This window comes from Posidoniimonas corsicana (genome assembly GCF_007859765.1).
GTDB classification, from domain to species: Bacteria; Planctomycetota; Planctomycetia; order Pirellulales; family Lacipirellulaceae; genus Posidoniimonas; species Posidoniimonas corsicana.
The window spans coordinates 73,228-87,072 of record NZ_SIHJ01000005.1 but is presented as its reverse complement, the minus strand read 5'-3'; the positions used below and the strand labels follow the sequence as shown (position 1 = coordinate 87,072).

13 protein-coding genes are annotated in these 13,845 nt (G+C 65.5%); 8 read left to right on the top strand and 5 right to left on the bottom strand.

Annotation, left to right across the window (positions count from 1 at the left end; genetic code table 11):
- Window positions 1-746 precede the first annotated feature (746 nt).
- Window positions 747-2,003 (top strand): outer membrane protein assembly factor BamB family protein, encoded by a 1,257-nt coding sequence (locus tag KOR34_RS23585; RefSeq protein ID WP_197531696.1) that lies wholly within the window; start codon window positions 747-749, stop codon window positions 2,001-2,003.
- 285 nt (window positions 2,004-2,288) lie between these two features.
- On the top strand, window positions 2,289-2,909 hold the full coding sequence (locus tag KOR34_RS23580; protein WP_146568594.1) for a response regulator transcription factor: 621 nt from the start codon (window positions 2,289-2,291) through the stop codon (window positions 2,907-2,909).
- A 62-nt stretch (window positions 2,910-2,971) separates the two neighbouring features.
- Here the strand turns inward: KOR34_RS23580 and KOR34_RS23575 are convergent, their stop codons facing one another.
- Window positions 2,972-6,136 carry a PAS domain S-box protein gene (locus KOR34_RS23575; RefSeq protein WP_146568593.1) on the bottom strand — a complete coding sequence of 1,055 codons (3,165 nt, stop codon included), beginning with the start codon at window positions 6,134-6,136 and terminating at the stop codon, window positions 2,972-2,974.
- A 254-nt stretch (window positions 6,137-6,390) separates the two neighbouring features.
- Here KOR34_RS23575 and rpsR point away from each other — a divergent pair, with 254 nt between their 5' ends.
- Window positions 6,391-6,669, top strand: a complete 279-nt coding sequence (gene rpsR, locus KOR34_RS27250) for a 30S ribosomal protein S18 (RefSeq protein WP_228714753.1) — start codon at window positions 6,391-6,393, stop codon at window positions 6,667-6,669.
- A gap of 108 nt (window positions 6,670-6,777) precedes the next feature.
- Complete coding sequence (locus KOR34_RS23565; RefSeq protein WP_146568592.1) at window positions 6,778-7,206, top strand: acyl-CoA thioesterase; 429 nt, start codon at window positions 6,778-6,780, stop codon at window positions 7,204-7,206.
- 30 nt (window positions 7,207-7,236) lie between these two features.
- Here KOR34_RS23565 and KOR34_RS23560 read toward each other — a convergent pair whose 3' ends face one another.
- From KOR34_RS23560 to KOR34_RS23550, 3 genes are all read right to left on the bottom strand, one after another.
- Window positions 7,237-7,422: a hypothetical protein gene (locus KOR34_RS23560; protein ID WP_146568591.1), complete on the bottom strand. Its 186-nt coding sequence runs from the start codon at window positions 7,420-7,422 to the stop codon at window positions 7,237-7,239.
- Between the two features lie 10 nt (window positions 7,423-7,432).
- On the bottom strand, window positions 7,433-8,077 hold the full coding sequence (locus KOR34_RS23555; RefSeq protein ID WP_146568590.1) for a hypothetical protein: 645 nt from the start codon (window positions 8,075-8,077) through the stop codon (window positions 7,433-7,435).
- Between the two features lie 106 nt (window positions 8,078-8,183).
- A complete protein-coding gene (locus KOR34_RS23550) occupies window positions 8,184-8,558 on the bottom strand; it encodes a ComEA family DNA-binding protein (RefSeq protein ID WP_197531695.1) in 375 nt (124 codons plus the stop codon).
- 96 nt (window positions 8,559-8,654) lie between these two features.
- Between KOR34_RS23550 and nadC the strand changes: the two genes are divergently transcribed.
- The 4 genes from nadC (at window position 8,655) to KOR34_RS23530 (ending at window position 13,359) form a co-directional block, all read left to right on the top strand.
- Entirely contained in the window at window positions 8,655-9,572 is a 918-nt protein-coding gene (nadC, locus tag KOR34_RS23545; RefSeq protein ID WP_146568589.1) for a carboxylating nicotinate-nucleotide diphosphorylase, read from the top strand.
- A gap of 750 nt (window positions 9,573-10,322) precedes the next feature.
- Window positions 10,323-11,096 (top strand): hypothetical protein, encoded by a 774-nt coding sequence (locus KOR34_RS23540; protein ID WP_146568588.1) that lies wholly within the window; start codon window positions 10,323-10,325, stop codon window positions 11,094-11,096.
- Window positions 11,097-11,624: 528 nt separating this feature from the next.
- Entirely contained in the window at window positions 11,625-12,845 is a 1,221-nt protein-coding gene (locus tag KOR34_RS23535; protein ID WP_146568587.1) for an Lpg1974 family pore-forming outer membrane protein, read from the top strand.
- Window positions 12,846-12,936: 91 nt separating this feature from the next.
- A complete protein-coding gene (locus tag KOR34_RS23530) occupies window positions 12,937-13,359 on the top strand; it encodes an arsenate reductase ArsC (protein WP_146568586.1) in 423 nt (140 codons plus the stop codon).
- A gap of 135 nt (window positions 13,360-13,494) precedes the next feature.
- On the opposite strand, the gene rpsU is transcribed toward KOR34_RS23530, so the two are convergent.
- Complete coding sequence (gene rpsU, locus KOR34_RS23525; RefSeq protein WP_146568859.1) at window positions 13,495-13,692, bottom strand: 30S ribosomal protein S21; 198 nt, start codon at window positions 13,690-13,692, stop codon at window positions 13,495-13,497.
- Window positions 13,693-13,845: the final 153 nt, after the last annotated feature.

The window sequence follows — 13,845 nt, the reverse complement described above, 5'->3', positions numbered from 1 at the left end:
TTCATTCACCTATCGGTACGCACGCGGATTGCCCGTCGCGGGTGTCTGAAGATCAAGTAAACCGAGGAGTAGCCCAACAGACGCGAAGAAGCCGCTGCCACCCCCGAAGTAAGTGGTTCCTGAATCTGCCAATTGCGTTGGCTCCTGAAACGATACCTATTTTGCGGCTGCTCCGGCGGGACGCGGCACCCTGGCCACCCGCCATTGTCAGCAGTTTTCAGTAGAGACCGGCCACCCGGCGCGGTCAAATACAGGGTTGCCGGGGGCGCCGTGTCGGCCTGCCAGTTAGCGGGCGGCGATCGGGGTTTTGTCCGCCGCGGTGGCCAAAACGGACAAAACCCTCGCAGCTCAAATACGCTGGTATCGCTGCAAGTCGTTGTCCTAAGAAGGCTTAATGGTCGATTAAGGCGGAGCTGTGCCCCGAGTTTTGTCCGCTCCGCGCGTGTTTTTGGACAAAACGTTTCGAACAGAACCTCCGGACGCTGCGGCCTGGCAGTGGACCCAAGCGTTCTTGCTACTTTTCAGTAGAAACCTGCCACCGGGCGCGATCCAATGGAGGTTTGCTGGTGTTCTTGCACCGCAGCCCTGCCGCTTCGGTCACGCGCCGAGCGCCGATGCTTCGGCGATCGTGGGGGAGTCGAAGAACGGTAGAGTGGCTCACCGTTGCGGGCGGGAAATTGTTGCTTGTCGCGCCGCGGGGGCTTAGGCTCAGGGCTCGCTCCCCCCTCACCCCGTGGGCTCCCGCCATGCGATCCGCATCCGTTCTTGTCCTCTGCGCGCTGTGCGCTTCGCCGAGTTGGTCGATGGAGTGGCCGAGCTGGCGTGGCCCCCATGGCAACGCCGTCGCGCCGGCGGGCGAGTACCCCGCCGAGATCTCCGACGCGACCAAGGCGTGGGAGACACCGCTGCCGGGCGAGGGGACGTCGACGCCGGTGGAGTGGGGCGGCGCGATCTTCCTGACCGCGTCCGACGACGGGAGCGACCTGGTTTGTTGCTACTCGCAAGAGGGGGAGCTGCAGTGGCGGGTCGCGCTGCCCGGCGGCGAGGGTGGGAAGCACAAGAGCGCGACCGGCAGCAACCCGTCGGCCGTCTGCAACGCCGACTACGTGGTGGCCTACTTCAAGAGCGGCAACATCGTCTGCCTCACGCACGACGGCGACGAGCTGTGGCGGAAGAACCTGCAGGAGGAGTACGGCGATGATTCGCTGTGGTGGGACCTGGGCACCTCGCCGGTGCTGACGAGTGCTGGCGTCGCTGTCGCGGTAATCCAAGAAAAAAACGCGTACCTCGTGACACTCGACCTGAAATCCGGCCAAGAGGTGTGGAGGGCCGATCGGCACTACGCCCGGCCACGGGAATCAGACCAGGCGTACACCACTCCGGCGGTCATTTCGGAGGACGGTAGAGAGACCATTGTCACCTGGGGGGCGGACCACCTCACCGGTCACGACGCCCAGAGCGGCAAGCTGTTGTGGGAGTGTGGCGGTTTCAACCCGGAGAACCAGGGGATGTGGCGCGTGATCGCGTCGGCGACCGTCGCCGACGGCGTGGCCTACGTTCCGTACGGCCGCGGCGACTACTTCGCCGCTGTTCGGGTTACCGGCCCCGCCGACGCAACGCAGGAAGAACGCTGGCTGTGGAACGCCACCCGTGTGGGCGCCGACGTCCCATCGCCGGTGATTGTCGATAATCGCATCTACAACCTGGAAGATCGCGGAACGCTCAGCTGCCTGGACGCGAAGAGCGGCGAGGTGCTGTGGAGCGAGCGCCTGCCGCGCAGCAACCGAAAGTACTACAGCTCTCCGCTGCTGGCCGGCGGGCGGCTGTACTGCGCTCGCGAGGACGGCGCCGTGTTTGTGGTGTCGGTAAAGGATGGTTTTGAGCTCATCTCAGAGGGCGACTTAGGGGGAGAGATTGTCGCTACGCCCACGCCAACGCGCGACGGGGTGCTTTTCCGAACCCGCAGTAAACTTCTCCGGTTTGACGGCCAGTCAGGCGGTTAGATCGCACGCTTCGTTACTTGAGCAACGAATACTGCAATCGCGGCGGCGAGCGTTGCATGCGTAGGCGACCAACCTATCCGGCGTGTGCGCGTTAGTGTCTCCTGCACCAGCGGGCGGTGTGTGCATGACGCAACGCGTTTGAGGCTAAGAGCTAAGCTTGGAGTAAGTAACGCTTCGGTGTTGCGACCGGATCATGCGGTCGCTTTAATTAGACGTAGGCGGCGGGATAGACGAGGGGCTCACGAGTATTTGGCTTCCCTTTCGCTCTGCAGTTGGAGGGCCGTTTTGCCCATAACGCCCCATACGGTGTGCGTGATCGATGACGACCCGGCCGTGCTCAAGGTCACTTGCTCAATCCTCGACGGTAACGGGTACCGCTGCCGTTGCTTCAACGACGCGAGCTCCTACCTCCAGGACTACAGCCCGACCGACGCCTGTGTCGTGACCGACCTCAAGATGCCCGGCATTGAGGGGGCAGATTTGGTTGAGCGGCTGCGGCAAATCGACCCGACGCTCCCGGTGATCGTGCTGTCCGGTTACGCCGACGTCCCGACCGCGGTCAAGCTGATGGAGGGCGGCGTCGCGACGATCATGGAGAAGCCGATCAGCTCGATCGAACTGCTGGCGGCCGTCGCCAGAGCGGTCGACAAGGGCACGGAACGGCGCCTGCGACGCGACCAGGCCCACGACATGCGGCAGCGGATGTCCGGCCTCAGCGAGGAGGAGCTGGCCGTGATGCAGGGCGTCGTGCAGGGGACCGCCAACAAGGTGCTGGCGAGCAGGCTCAACATGAGCGCCCGCACGCTCGACCGACGCCGCCACTCGGTGTTCGAGAAGATGGGCGTTGCGACCGCCGCGGAACTCGCCGCGGTGTCGGAGCGGTACGCGCTGTTCGGACGCCGGTAGCGGGCATAGACGCAACGCGTTGGTTGCCCCAAGGTTTGTTCAAGGGGCAATCGCGACTCCGACTACCCGCCGGTTCGCCCGTCCGCTGGGTCCGCGTCTGGCGGGCAGAGTGGGAGCAGGAGCCGGAAGGTCGCTCCCCCCTCGGGAGGCGACTCGGCCAGGATGGCGCCGCCACACTGCTCGGCGATGCCGTGCACGACCGCCAGGCCGAGCCCGGTCCCCTTGCCGACCTCCTTGGTGGTGAAGAACGGTTCGAACATCCGCTGACGAACTTCTTCTGGGATGCCGGGGCCATGGTCGCGGACGAACAATTCAGCCCAAGGGCCGGTCTCCGATCTCCCCGCGACGCATTCTTGGTCAACGAGCCGCGTCCCGATCGTAATCGTCCCTTCGCCGCTCATGGCGTCACGGGCGTTGATCAACAGGTTGAACAGAGCCTGCTCGAGCTGGCCCGGCGCCGCGCGCACGGGGAGCGCAGATTCGGAGAGGGCGTTGTCGCACTGGACCCCCTTGCCGACAAGTCGAGCCGCCAGCTTCCAGAGCGCCTGGATCTGCTCACTAAGGTCGAGCGACAGGGAGGTCTCGGCCCGGCGGCGACTGAACGTCAGGAGTTGTCGTGTGAGGGTGGCGCCCTTTCCGGCTGCTTCGGCGATCACGCTCAAGGCTTCGCGGGTCGAGTCGTCGAGCCGCTCCGTTTCGAGCTGCAGCTCTGCTTCGCCGAGGATCACAGCGAGCAGGTTGTTGAAGTCGTGGGCGACTCCGCCGGCCAGCCGGCCGATCGCTTCCATCTTCTGCGTGTCGCGGATGTGATCCGCCAGACGGCGGGAGTCGGTTACGTCGGTCAGCACCCCGTGTTGGGTGACTGCGCCGTTCATGACCGCCCCGTGGGCGTAGCGACCCTCGAGCCAGACCTCACCGCGATCGGGGCAGCGGATCCGGAACTGGTGGCACCAGCCGTCCCGGCCCGCGGCCGCCTGCTGTACCGTCTGGAGCAGCCCGGCGAGATCGTCGGGGTGGACGGCGTCGAGCAGGTGCGAGGCGTCCGCTTCCAACGCGGAGGAGGGGATTCCGGTCAGGTCGACGATTCCGGCGCTGGCGTAGGGGAAGGAGAGGCGCCCACCGGGGTCGATGTGGAGCGTGTTGAGCACGCCCGGTGACGCTTGGGCGATGGTCATGAAGCGTTCGCGTTCCTGCTGCAACGCCTGCTCGGCCACCTTCAGGTCGTGGATGTCGGTCGCCGTTCCGTACCAACCCTCGATCTGCCCCGAGTCGTCCCGCGCCGCGACCGCCCGGGAGAGCATCCAACGGAAGTTGGCGCCGTCCGGATCAGCCACCCGCAGCTCGCACTCGTAGTCCTCGCCCGTTCTCAGGCTCCGCGCCCAGGCCTTGTTGCGGCGTGCTACATCAAGCGGGTGGATGATCTTTGCGACCCGAGGATCTTGGCTGTCTTGCAGGAAAGTTTGGAAGAGCTCCTCGCTGCGGCGGTTGCGGTACCGCAGCCGCCCGTCGGCTTCGGACACCCAGACGATTTCGGGGATCGAGTCGGCCAGCCGGCGGAACCGCGTCTCGCTCTCGCGTAGTTTGCGGTCGGCGGTCTTTGTCGCGGTGATGTCCCGTACGATCCCGATCGAGTGGGTGGGCCGGCCCCGGTAGTCACGCTGGACCGCCACGTCGACGCTGACCCACTTGACCGAGCCGTCCTTGCAGAGGTGTCGCTTCTCGGCCACAAATTCGCGGCCGCCCTGCTCAACGGCCGCCGCCAGGCCCCTGGGGTACTTCTCAATGTCCTCGGGGTGGGTAATGTCGTCGACGGTCAGGCGGAGCATCTCGTCTCGGGTGTAGCCCAGCATGTCTGCAAAGCACCGGTTAACCTCCATGAAACGGCGGCTGATCGCTTCGACAACTGTCACCCCGACCGCCGCGTTCTCGAAGATCGCACGGAAGCGTTCTTCGCTCTCCCGTAGCCGCTCCTCCGCCTGCTTGCGGGCGGTGATGTCGAGGATGATTCCGTAGGAGCGGCGCGGGAGGTCCTCGTCTTCCCGACGCACCACGACCTCCAGCAACGCGCACATGGTCGAGCCGTCTTTGCGTTGATAGCGCTTCTCCATGCCGTACTGAAGTTTGCCATCCGCGATCGCCGCCTTGAACCTAGCGGCGTCGGCCTCGCGGTCGTCGGGGTGCGTGACGTCGGCGAAGGTCTTCCCGAGCAGCTCCTTTGGCGAGTAGCCGAGCATCTCGGCCACGCGGCCATTCGCGGCGAGGAACTGCCCGGTGGCCGAGTCGATCATCGTGAGTCCGACCGCCGTGTTGTCGAAGATCTGTCGGAAGCGTCCCTCGCTCTCACGGAGGGCGGCGAGTGCGTTCTGCTGATCGGATTCGTCGCGCACCGTCATGACGAACAGGTCTTCGCCGCCGTGCTCGTCGTGAACCTTCCGCCCGTTGTACCGGAACCAACCGCCGTGTGGCTTGCCGCGAGGTTGGACGTAGAGCAGGACGTCATTGACCTCCTCGCCACGCATCATCTTCATGTAGGGCCACTGTTCGAACGGCAACGGTTCGCCGCTGGGCAGCTCCACGTGAAACTGGTCGCGGACTTGGCGGATGTTGACCCCCGGCGTTAGCGGCGTTTCCTGTCCGCCGCAGCGAACGGAGTAGGCGCCGCGAACGACGCCGTTGAAGTCCATCACCACCACTCCGGAAGCGACGTTCTCCAGCACCGTGCGAAGTCGATCCCGCTCGTCCTCAGCATTGAGGGCGCCGCCGGCGCTACAGCTTTCGGTGGAAGGTAGCTCGGTCAGGGCGCACAAGAAGTCGCCATTCTCGATCGCACGGACGCTTAGCTGAACCTGACGTTTGACGCCCGCGGCATCACGAAGTGTGGCGGGCATTTCTGCTACTTCCGCGGTCCCGCTGCCATCAGAGCCAATCCGCTCCCACGGAACACCGAAGGACTGGATCAGCGTGCCGGGCGGCGGAACCGCGCCGAGCAGGTCGGTAGCCAGGCTGTTGCAGTGGAGGATCGCCCCATTCCGGCCCAGCCAGCAGCACGGCGCCGGCGACATATCGACGGCGATTCTCAGGTCGGCGGCCGAGGCCTGCGGCCCGCCAAAGTGATTGCCTTCGCCGTGGGGGGGGACCGGGGGATCGGCCCGCGGACCGTTCGGGGGCGTAGCCGGCTGGTGGCGTGGCGTCGGGCTGGCGTCCGAGGCGGTGCTGCGCTGCGGCATGGTTGCCGGTTCCGCGGGGTGGCGGTGCGTCGAGGGGCCGAGGAGGGCGGCCCAGGCGTCCCCGGCTGGGCCACTCCGCACCAGCATTGGTGAATGCCGCAACCAACGCAAGCCTCGTCTGCCGGATTTGGGCCGACAGGTGCAGGCAGCAGGCGCCGGCCGCCTACGGGCTTGCGTAGGTCCTTCGAAGGCGTATAATGCGGGGCTTGTGTATCTGAGCGAGCCCCAATCCCCCACGTAGCAAGCTTTCGACCATGGCGTTTGGCAAGAAGCGGCGTAGCAGCGGCCCCAACAACAAGCGGCGTTCCAAGGTTAAGACACCGAAGAAGGACCCCTTGTTCATCGATGGCGTCAAGCCGAAGCCGATGTACGTCGACTACAAGGACCTGGAGCTCCTCTCCAAGTTGACCAACCGTCACGGCCGTATTGTCAGCCGCCGCAAGAGCGGCTGCCACGCCGCCAGCCAGAACGCGGTTGCCCGGGCGATCAAGCGGGCACGCTTCATGGCCCTGATGCCTTACGTGGGCGACTGATCCCGCGATCGGGGCCCAACCGGGTGGGTTCGGTTCGTGCTTTTACCTGCCGGCCGATCACGAGGCGTGTGGCCCCTCGGCCTGCCGCAACCGCAGGCAACTAGCGTCATGCCCGAAGTCTTTCGCACGCAGCGGTTCGTCGAGTTCTCCGACACCGACATGGCGGGCATCGCCCACTTCTCGGCGTTCTTCAGGTACATGGAGTCGGCCGAGCACGCCCTGCTGAGAAGCCTGGGCCTAAGCGTCTTCCAGCGGCTCGGCGACGACGATGCCCTGAGCTTCCCCCGGGTCAACGTCCAGTGCGACTACCAGGCGCCGGTGCGTTGCGAGGACGAGCTCGACGTCGCGGTGTCCATCGAACGCCTAGGCACGAAGAGCGTGACCTACCGGTTCGACATCTCTCGTGGCGACACGCCGGCCGCCACCGGACGGATGACAAGCGTCTGCTGCCGCATCGAGCCGGGGCAGACGCCCGTCGCCACACCGATACCCGACGAGATTGCCGACCGCCTGCGGCCGTTTGTCGCTGACGAGTAGGCGGTGATTCGCGGTCCGGTCGTGCGACCGCTACTGCGTCCGGACGCGGCCTTCGCTGTCGTACCGGATAAACGCGAAGTAGACGAACACCACCAGCAGGATGGGCAGGTTTACGAGGAAGAACCAGCTGACATAGCGTATCTGCAGGGTGGTCGCCGCAAGGGCCGCGGCCCACAGCCACCAGGTGTCGCGAATCAGGCTTCGGAGTTGGTTCATCGGATTGGTGCTACTCGGCGGGGACCGCCTCGAGTCCAGTCTCGGATTCTTCTGCTTCTGCCTCGGCGGGTGTTTCGGCAGCGTCCTCAACGTCTTCATCGGTAACGTCGACTTCGTCCTCTTCGGGTTCCTCCTCGTCCTCTTCAACCTCGGCGGTCTCGGCGAGCGGCGCCTGCAGTCCGTACTGGTGCACCAAGCGTCCGCCATCGTGGGCGGCGTTGGCCAGTTGGGTGACCGGGTAGGCCCACAGCCCCAGGAACACCAGGTTGAGCAGGATGCGGGGCGCGGCCTTCGCCATCGGCTTGGCGAACGTGGTAAGCAGGACCACGCCGGCGTACAGCACGGTCATCCCGGTGAAGAGGTTGCGGGCGTAGGTGGCCTGGAGCTCATGCTGGTCAAGCACCTCGTAGGCGTCGTCGTATGCTTGGCCCTCGACGGGGAAGTCGTCCATGTAGTCCATCGCCTCCGTGCCCGTGCTGGTCGCCACAAAGGCGGCCGCGACGCCCAGAGTCATTAGGATTAGGGCGCTGATCATCATCGATCGCAACCCGGTGATTGCGCCTAGCAGCACGAACACCGGGGCGACGAACAGCAACGCGATGGGGAAGTGCACGACGACCACGTGCATCCCGCCAGGGGGAGGAGTCGGAGGCATGAAGGAACTCGCAGCGTAGTTCAGGTGGGGGTCCGCCACGCGGGCGCAGGCCCGACGCCCCCAGGATGGTGGATCAACGCCCGTGTGTCGAGACCTGGCCCGCGGGCTATTTCCCGGCGACCCATTCGTCTTCGGCAAGAGGCAGCAGGTAACGCCGCATCTGGGCGAGCTTCCGGGGACCGATTCCGTTTACTCGCAACAAGTCCTGGGCAGTGCGAAACCGACCATCCGCGTCGCGGGACGCGACGATCCGGCGGGCCAGCACCTCGCCGATACCCGGCAGCTGGGCCAGTTCGGGCCAGCCGGCCTGATTGACGTTTACCAAGAACTGCCGCCGCAGCGGCGTGGCGTGCTCGATGTCCACCAGGCCATCGCTGCTACGGTGCTGCACGGTCAGCCAGGCGAGCATCCCCACCAGGGCGAGCAGCGTGAGCACGCCGATTGCCAGCTGGTCGAGTCGGCGGAGCAGGGGCTTGGGCACGGCGGTGGATTGCCAACAGGAAGCGACGGGATCAGACTCCTTGTGGGTTTCTCAGGTTACCATGCCGTCTACCGCCGTGCCGCAGAGGGAGGAACATTGCCAGCTGAATTCGCCACGATTGAATGGGATGACGCCACCGAACAGTCGGCCCGGACGCTGGTCCGGCTGGCGCTGGATGAGGACCTCAACCAGCAACGCGACCTGACGTCTAGCTGTATCTCCTCGCCCGAAAGCCCGGCCGCCGCGGCGTTTGTCGCCCGAGAAGAGGGAGTGGTCGCCGGCCTCCCGGTTCTGCGACTGGTGGCCGAGGTTGCCGGCACGGGGGTGGAGGTGGAGCTGCTCTCGACGGACGGCGATCCCGTGCGCACGGGAGAAGCGGTCGCCCGGATGAGCGGCCCCGCGATCGAGCTGCTGACCTGTGAGCGGACGATGCTCAATTTCCTCTGCAGGCTGTCGGGAGTGGCCAGCCTGACGCGTCGTTTCGTTGGCGAGGTAGCCGGCACCGCCGCCCGGGTGTACGACACCCGAAAGACCACTCCCGGCTGGCGGCGGCTGGAGAAGTACGCCGTGAACCGCGGGGGGGGGCGGAACCATCGGACAGGCTTGTTTGACGCGGTGCTGATCAAGGACAACCATCTGGCCCACGCGGCTGCGGCGGGCCTGACCCCGGCGGACGCGGTTCAGCTGGCCAGGCGACAAGCCCCGTCAGGCGTCGTCATCGAGGTGGAAGTGGACTCGCTTGATCAGCTCGCCCAGGTCTTGCCGGTTGGGCCGGATATCGTGCTGTTGGACAACATGAGCGACGCCGAGCTCCGCAAGGCCGTCGCAATGCGAGAAGCCGCCTCCAAAGAAGTGGTCCTCGAAGCATCCGGCGGCGTGAACCTCCGCACGGTGGCCCAAATTGCCGCCTCAGGCGTGGACAGGATCAGCGTGGGGGCACTCACCCATTCCGCCGGTTCCTTCGATTTCGGGCTCGACTGGGCCCCCAGCAGCGACCCGGGCGAGACCCGCTGAGCCGGGTTGCCGAAGATTCCGCCGCTTCCGGTAGCCGCAAGCTAGCTTTGCTCGGTTGAGGGGCCCTTGGGGAGGGGCGCCTCGACTTGGACGCGGCGGGTAGAGCATGGAGCTCGAGGGGACCCCGCCGCGTCTGCTTTTTCACTTTGTCCGGATTGCGGCGATTGGCGAGAATCGGGGAAAATTGTTGACAGCCTCCCCGGGCCTGCTTAGTCTGAATGAACATTGCGGAGTGCCGTCCGGCGCCCTGTTCTGTTTTCTTCGGTTCTGTTTGAGGGGTGAACTCATGAATGTCAATTCGGCGGCCGCGGGGCTCCTCCGCGTCTCGTCCGGGCATTCAGTGAGTTAGTCTTTTGACCCCTCTTGGCCTGACTGCTGTTAGGTCAGGCCCTGACTTGCAAGCCATTCAGTACGTTATCTCGGCGCTGCAAACTGTCATCGGCTAACCCACCCGCAGCGGTTTCTCTGCTGCGAACTCGCTCGGCTGCTAGACGCCCAGGCCTGCCCCACGAGCAACAATCGCGCGCCCGGCATCCATTGCCCCGCCGCGTGTCCAGCTCTGCGATGTGATTGGCTCGCCGAATTCTCTTGCCGCGGTTCTTCCCGCGGCGTGGCTCCCCAGGGCAACGACCCGTGGGGCCGCACCCTCGAGATCACGTTTCGCTCCGCCTAGCGGGCGGTTCACCTACCCAGAACTCAAGCGCCCTCATTGACGCCCTGCCGCGTTACGAGCGCTAAGGATTAATCACCATGTCAAATCATCTTCGAATCATGCTCGCCGCCTGCTGTGCGGCGGTGCTCGGCGCCGCTGGCAGCGACGCCCAAGCGACCAGTTCTTACGACTTCGCCATTTCGTACAGCGAGCCCATGCTCGCCGCGTACGGCACGCCGGACGAAGACGACGTCGCCCACTACGAGAGCTGGGACTCGGCGATCGCCCGAATCCGCAAGCGCAACATGCCGTTCATCGAGATCACCAACACCTCGACCTCGGCGACCCCGCTCACACAGTTCACGATGACAATCGCCAAGCCCGAGTACGACTTCTCGGACAACGTGCTGCTGTCCTACGCCAAGCTCGGCACAACCACGCCCGGCGTCGCGATGACAAGCAGCGCCGCCAACGGCGACTCGCTCCTGATCGTTGATTTCACCGATGGGCTGCAGCCGAACGAGACGGTCCGCTTCCAGGTGGATATCGACGTCGACCCGGCGTTCCCCGACCTGTACCCGTACCCGGACTACCGGATGGTGTTCTTCGACGTCAACGGAGACGACGACTCGGACAATTCGGTCATCAGCGCTACCTTCCAGACGACGAACGGTGGGACCACCACCCAGACGAACGTGTTGCCGGACTACGAGCAGAACCCCGTCTACCTGAACGGCGGCGGGTTGCGCCCGTACACCGAGATGGACCCGGCCGACCGGTTCGACCTAAGCGGCGAGGTGCCCGAACCCGCTGCCGGGTTGCTCGCGCTGCTGTCGCTGGCGGCGGTCCGCGGTTGCGTCCGTCGCCGGTAACCCGCGGAGCATCGCTCCGCACCGCGTAGCCTTTGGGAAGCCCCTATGGCCGAGCCGGCAGTGACTGATAGCGGTGAATGCGCTGTAGCCCGCATGCGTTGCAACACGCGGCGCTGTGTCGCAGCCGCTGCTTCTGGAATCTGCCGGAGACAGCGGCCCGGCAGATGCGTAGCCGTGCGGCGCCGCCCCTCGGCCCCCCAGCGGGTTTGCAGGCCCTAGCAAGGCGATAGCCGGCGGCTGTGAGAACTTGAGAAATCGCTAGGCGGCGCCGTCCACTCGGGTAGGGGTGGGACGGCGCCGCCTTTCTTTGTGCGCCCAGTGGTGCGGGTTGTTCCGGCTGTGCCGCCGGTCGGGGTTGTTCGGATTGTGCCGAAAAACAGCAAAGTGCCGGCCATGAGGTTTCCGATCCTTGGATACGTCTCGTGATTGGCGGGACGCGTTCTACGAGCGCTTTCTCCGGTCTGCGTGGCCCCGCAGGCGATAGTTCGCCAAGCCAGGCGGTCGGGATCCAAAAGGGGGGAAATCGAAATGAGTAAGCTTCTGTGCGCAAGGTATGCGCTCACCCTGGGCGTCGCCCTGGGGGTTCTGGCCAGCGGCGCGACCGCTCAGCAGGACGCCACGCAGGCAGTCTACGAAGGCGACTCGCAAAGCGTTGAGAACGCGGCCTTCTTGGGCGGCGGCAGCAACGTTGAGCTCGTCCAGTTTCAGTCGGGCCTAGCCGACCTCGGGCTGGGCTCCACCGGGTGCACCCATCAGATCGTAGCGGGCGTTGAGTATCTACAGCTCCGCGCGACCCACAGCCAGCAGATCGCCTACGTCGAGAACAACACCGTCGACCTGGCCAACAACAACGAGTTCATCCGGTACCACCAGTTTGAGTTCAGCCACGACCCGTCGTACCGCCTGTACGTCGGTTGCCGGATTCCGGAGTGCGGGCAGGAGTTCCGCTTCACCTACTCCAACTTCAGCAGCGACGGCGACTTTAACAGCGTGGCGCAGGTCGGCCCGTCCGGCTCAGGCACGGTCGATATCGCCGCTCCGTTCGAGGTGGTCCCCGCCGGCGATGGCGACACCCTCTTCGGAAACGCCTCGGTCGACCTGAACAACTTCGACCTGGCCTGCATGAAGACCATCCCGCTCGGCTGCGCCCTGGGCTGCAGCGACTGCGGTGACTGCTGCGACCCCTGCGGCGACGGCTGCTGCGACCCCTGTGGTTGCTGGTGCCCCGCCTGGGACATTACCTGGACCGGCGCCGTGCGGTTCGCTGACATCAGCTCGCAGCTGAACTACGCCAACAACATCGTGAGCACCACCGCGGTGCCGAGCCGCAGCGCCTACAGCCGCGTGGACTTCACCGGCGTTGGTCTGCGGGGCGGGTTCCTGGGGCGCCGCTACTTTGGCAAGACGGGCATGACCAGCGTGTTCCTGAAGGCCGACCTCTCGCTGCTGGTGGGTGACCTGGACTACTCGGCCGTCGGCACCGACGCCACCGGGTCGAACGTCTTCACCCCGTCCAGCATCAGCTGCACCCACGTGATCCCGGTCACCGAGATCGAGGCCGGCGGCACCGTCGCGCTGACCAAGAGCATGAACCTGAGCGCTGGCTACCTGTTCTCCGCGTGGCACGACCTGGGGCACCGCGCCGAGTACAACTTTGCGGCCACCACCGGCGGCCAGCTCAACAGCTTCGACGACGCCAACATCCTGGCGTTCGACGGCTGGTTCCTGCGGGCCGAGGGCGCGTTCTAGCCCTCCGATCGAGGCTTGAAACCCACAGCAGGGCCGGTTCGAATGAGCCGGTCCTGCTTTTTTATGCGCCCCAACCCCGCCCCACGCGACCATGAACATCCTGTTCCTCTGCACCGGCAATTCGTGCCGCAGCCAGATGGCCGAGGGCTGGGCCCGCGCCCTTAAGCCCGACGTGCTTACCGCCTACTCCGCCGGGATCGAGAAGCACGGGCTCAACCCATATGCGGTGCGGGCCATGCAGGAAGCCGGGGTCGATATCCGTGGGCAGCAGTCGCAGACTGTGGCGGACATCGGGCCCGTTGAGTTCGATGTAGTCGTGACCGTGTGCGGGCACGCGGACGAGAACTGCCCCGTGTTTACCGGGGCGCCGCGAGTGGTGCACCAGCCGTTCGACGACCCGCCCCGGCTGGCGGCCGACCTGACCGACGACGAGGCCAAGATGGCGGTCTACCGGCGGGTGCGGGACGAGATCCGCCAGTACGTGGAGTCGCTGCCGGGCTCGCTGGATACGTAGCCCCAGAGGATACGCTGCGCTAACAAACTGAGCCCCCGTCGACCAACGGTCAACGGGGGCTCGGTTTGCTTGTATCGTGTCGCGCAGGACGCGGCGCACTACCTACCGGGGCGCCGGGCGCGGGTTCCGCTTAGGCTAGCGGGAGGTCAGCATCCGCTCGCGACGCGAACGACGCTGCGCACGCAGGCGGGCGCGACGCTTGGTCTCGCTGGGCTTCTCGTAGAACTCGCGGACGCGCATCTCTTTCTTGATGCCGCTACGCTCCACCAGTTTGCGGAAGCGGCGGACCGCCTCTTGGGCCGTTTCTCGTTCGCGAAGGGTCAGCTTAACCACGTCGTTGATTCGTCCTGATTGGGTGTTTCGGTGCCACTCGCCGTCGGCGCGGTGCGCGGCCGAGCGGGAATTCGTAAGGATAGCCAATAACCGCCCTCAGCGCCAAGGCATCTGCGGGGCCGGAGTCCCTTCTATCGGGCCGCCAGGGGCTCG